Source organism: uncultured Aquabacterium sp., assembly GCF_947366995.1.
GTDB lineage: Bacteria > Pseudomonadota > Gammaproteobacteria > Burkholderiales > Burkholderiaceae_C > Aquabacterium.
In genome coordinates, this window is the sequence record NZ_CANBCC010000121.1 from 1 (window position 1) to 4,032 (window position 4,032).

Sequence of the window (4,032 nt, forward strand, 5' to 3'; positions counted from 1 at the left end):
CGTTCCTGCGCAAGGACCACCCGATGTTCGACTCGCGTCTGCGTCAGGCAGCCCGCCGTGGTGCACAGATCTCCGCCATCGGCAGCGCCAACGACGACTGGGCCATCTCGCTGGCTCAGCGCGTGACCGTGGCGCCGAGCGCCTGGGCCCAGGCCCTGGCTGACGTGGCCGTGGCCATCGCCGGCGAGCTGAACGTGACCGCGCCGTGCAACGGCACCGCCACCGAAGCCGCCAAGGCCATCGCGGCCTCGTTGATGTCGGGTCAGAGCAAGGCCATCCTGCTAGGCAACGCCGCAGCGCAGCACCCGCAGGCCTCGTCGCTGCAGGCGCTGGCCCAGTGGATCGCCAGCCAAACCGGCGCCCGCTTCGGCTTCCTGGGCGAATCGGCCAATACCGTGGGCGCGCAGCTCGCGGGGGCACAGCCCCAGCAGGGCGGCCTGAACGCGGGTGAGATGCTGGCCGGCAAGGGCCTCAAGGCCTTCGTGCTGATGGGCGTCGAGCCCGAGTTCGACAGCGCCAACCCGACCGCTGCGGCCGCCGCCATCCTCGGCGCCGAAATGGTCGTGGCCATGAGCCCGTTCAAGACGGCCGCGACCGAGTACGCCGACGTGATCCTGCCGATCTCGCCGTTCTCCGAAACGTCGGGCACCTTCGTGAACGCGGAAGGCCGCGTGCAGAGCTTCCACGGTGTGGTCAAGCCCCTGGGCGAGACCCGTCCGGCCTGGAAGGTGCTGCGCGTCCTGGGCACGATGCTGGGCCTGGACGGCTTTGCCTTCGAAACCTCGGAAGAGGTGAAGGCCCGTGCGCTGGGTGACCTGGCCGCACTGCCTGCCAAGCTGAACAACGAGACGGAAGCTGCCATCACGCTGACGGGCGGCACCGGTGCGCTCGAGCGCCTGGCCGACCTGCCGATCTACAGCGCCGACGCCCTGGTTCGCCGCGCGCCGTCGCTGCAGGCTACCGCCGATGCCCGTCCGCCCGTCGCCAGCCTGCCGCAGGCGCTGTGGGCCGAGCTGGGTCTGAGCGAAGGGGCGCAGGTCAAGGTGTCGCAGGAAGGTGGCGCGGCCGTGCTGCCCGCCGTGCTGGACCCCAGCCTGCCGGCCAACGTGGTGCGTGTGCCCGCCGGTACGCCGGCGACGTCCACCCTCGGCGCATCCTTCGGCGCGATCCGCGTCGAAAAAGCCTGAAGGGTAGGGGAGACACTCAATGATTGACACCCTGTACAACGCTGGCGCAGCCAGCCTGGGCGGTGCCTGGCCGGTGGTCTGGTCGCTCATCAAGATCGTGGCGCTGTTGCTGCCGCTGCTGGGCTGCGTGGCCTACCTCACGCTGTGGGAGCGCAAGGCCATCGGCTGGTCGCAGATTCGTCCGGGCCCGAACCGCACCGGCCCGGCCGGTCTGCTGCAGCCGATTGCCGACGCCGTGAAGCTGATCTTCAAGGAGATCATCGTTCCGTCGGCGGCCAACAAGAGCCTGTTCTTCCTGGGCCCGATCATGACGATCATGCCGGCCCTGGCGGCCTGGGCGGTGATCCCGTTCGGTCCGGAAGTGGCGCTGGCCAACGTCAACGCCGGCCTGCTGTTCCTGATGGCGATCACCTCGCTGGAAGTCTATGGCGTGATCATCGCCGGCTGGGCTTCGAACTCGAAGTACGCCTTCCTCGGCGCCATCCGCGCTTCGGCCCAGATGGTGTCGTACGAAATCGCGATGGGCTTCTGTCTGGTGATCGTGTTGATGACCGCCGGCTCGCTCAACATGACGGACATCGTGCTGAGCCAGGGCAAGGGTCAGTTCGCCGACATGGGCCTGAGCTTCCTGTCGTGGAACTGGCTGCCGCTGCTGCCGATCACCGTCATCTACTTCATCTCGGGTCTGGCTGAAACCAACCGCCACCCGTTCGACGTGGTGGAAGGCGAATCGGAAATCGTGGCCGGTCACATGATCGAGTACTCCGGCATGTCGTTCGCGATGTTCTTCCTGGCCGAGTACGCCAACATGATCCTGGTGTCCACGCTGGCTGCCATCATGTTCTTCGGTGGCTGGCTGCCCCCGATCGACGCCCTGAGCTTCATTCCGGGCTGGATCTGGCTGGGCCTCAAGGCCTTCATCATCGTCACCCTGTTCCTGTGGGTGCGCGCATCGTTCCCCCGCTTCCGTTACGACCAGATCATGCGTCTGGGTTGGAAGATCTTCATCCCGCTGACCCTGGTCTGGCTGGTGGTGGTCGGCGTCTGGATGATGTCGCCCTGGAACATCTGGAAATAAGGAAGGCCACCCATGTCTGCGACCTCCTTTAAGGAATTCGTCTCCAGTTTCTTCCTCATCGAACTGTTCAAGGGAATGGCCCTGACCGGCCGCCACTTCCTGAAGCCGTCCATCACGGTGCAGTTCCCTGAGGAAAAGACCCCGATGTCCCCGCGCTTCCGTGGCCTGCATGCCCTGCGCCGGTACGAGAACGGCGAAGAGCGCTGCATCGCCTGCAAGCTGTGCGAAGCGATCTGCCCTGCCATGGCCATCACGATCGAGTCGGACGTGCGTGACGACGGCACCCGCCGCACCACGCGGTACGACATCGATCTGACCAAGTGCATCTTCTGCGGTTTCTGCGAAGAAAGCTGCCCTGTGGACTCGATCGTGGAGACCCACATCCTCGAGTACCACGGCGAAAAGCGCGGTGACCTCTACTTCACCAAGGACATGCTCCTGGCGGTGGGGGATCGCTACGAAAAGGACATTGCAGCCAACAAGGAGGCGGACGCGAAATACCGCTGACCCACCATGGACACCTTCAGCCTACTTTTCTATCTGTTCGCCCTGGTGCTGGTCTACGCGGGCTTCCGCGTGATCACCGCCCGGAGCCCTGTCACTGCCGCGCTGCACCTGGTGCTCGCCTTCTTCAGCGCGTCCTGCGTGTGGATGCTGCTGCAGGCCGAGTTCCTGTCGATTGCGCTGGTGCTCGTCTACGTCGGTGCCGTGATGGTGCTGTTCCTCTTCGTCGTGATGATGCTCGACATCAACGTCGACGCCCTGCGCCAGGGGTTCTGGAAGCACTTCCCGGCCGCCGGCATCATCGGTGCCCTGATCGCGATCGAAATGGCCTTCGTGCTGACCCGCGGCTTCGACCTGCCTGAGGCACGCCCGTTCCCGCCTGAGGTCGCTCAGGTGGCCAACACCAAGGCGCTGGGCATCGAGCTCTACACCAACTACCTGTTCCCGGTTCAGATCGCTGCGGTGATCCTGCTGGTGGCCATCGTGGCGGCCATCGCGCTGACCCTGCGTCGTCGCAAGGATTCGCAGTACCAGAACCCGTCCGAGCAGGTCCGCGTCAAGAAGGCCGATCGTCTGCGCATCGTCAAGGTTGCACCGCAGGTCGATGCACCGGCTGCCGACGCCAGCAACCAGACCGGAGGCCAGGCATGACCACGTCCATCACCCTCGGGCACTTCCTGTCGCTGGGCGCGATCCTCTTCGCGATGTCGGTGATCGGGATCTTCCTGAACCGCAAGAACCTGATCGTGCTGCTGATGGCCATCGAGCTGATGCTGCTGGCCGTCAACATGAACTTCGTCGCGTTCTCCCACTACCTGGGGAACATGGACGGTCAGGTCTTCGTCTTCTTCATCCTGACCGTCGCGGCAGCTGAGTCCGCCATCGGTCTGGCCATTCTGGTGGTGCTGTTCCGCAACCGTCAGTCGATCAATGTCGACGAGCTCGACACGCTCAAGGGCTGATCGGGAGAGACACAACAATGACAACAGAACTTTCTCTCAACTCGCTGCTGGCGGTGCCCCTGGCGCCGCTGGTCGGCTCGATTGCCGCCGGCCTGTTCGGCAAGGCGATCGGACGGCGCGGCGCGCACCTGCTGACCATCCTCGGGGTGCTGATCGCGTTCATCATCTCGGCGATGACGCTGAAGGCCGTGGCCGTGGACGGCGCGACCTTCAACCAGACCGTCTACGAATGGATGACGCTGGGCTCGCTGAAGATGGAAGTCGGCTTCATGGTCGACGGCCTGACCGCGATGATGATGTG

General features: G+C 64.9%; 5 protein-coding genes and 1 pseudogene. All 6 read left to right on the top strand.

Annotated elements, in window-relative coordinates; all coding sequences use genetic code 11:
- The coding region (locus tag Q0Z44_RS18165; RefSeq protein ID WP_298015402.1) for a molybdopterin-dependent oxidoreductase at positions 1 to 1,187 on the top strand (1,187 nt) is incomplete at its 5' end.
- 19 nt (positions 1,188 to 1,206) lie between these two features.
- Positions 1,207 to 2,265 carry an NADH-quinone oxidoreductase subunit NuoH gene (nuoH, locus tag Q0Z44_RS18170; RefSeq protein ID WP_298015404.1) on the top strand — a complete coding sequence of 353 codons (1,059 nt, stop codon included), beginning with the start codon at positions 1,207 to 1,209 and terminating at the stop codon, positions 2,263 to 2,265.
- Positions 2,266 to 2,277: 12 nt separating this feature from the next.
- Complete coding sequence (nuoI, locus tag Q0Z44_RS18175; RefSeq protein WP_109036925.1) at positions 2,278 to 2,772, top strand: NADH-quinone oxidoreductase subunit NuoI; 495 nt, start codon at positions 2,278 to 2,280, stop codon at positions 2,770 to 2,772.
- Between the two features lie 6 nt (positions 2,773 to 2,778).
- Complete coding sequence (locus tag Q0Z44_RS18180) at positions 2,779 to 3,420, top strand: NADH-quinone oxidoreductase subunit J (protein WP_298015407.1); 642 nt, start codon at positions 2,779 to 2,781, stop codon at positions 3,418 to 3,420.
- On the top strand, positions 3,417 to 3,731 hold the full coding sequence (nuoK, locus tag Q0Z44_RS18185; protein ID WP_109036923.1) for an NADH-quinone oxidoreductase subunit NuoK: 315 nt from the start codon (positions 3,417 to 3,419) through the stop codon (positions 3,729 to 3,731). Before Q0Z44_RS18180 ends, nuoK begins: the two co-directional genes overlap by 4 nt.
- A 17-nt stretch (positions 3,732 to 3,748) precedes the next feature.
- Positions 3,749 to 4,032, top strand: a pseudogene (locus Q0Z44_RS18190) (NADH-quinone oxidoreductase subunit L); the annotation flags it as partial.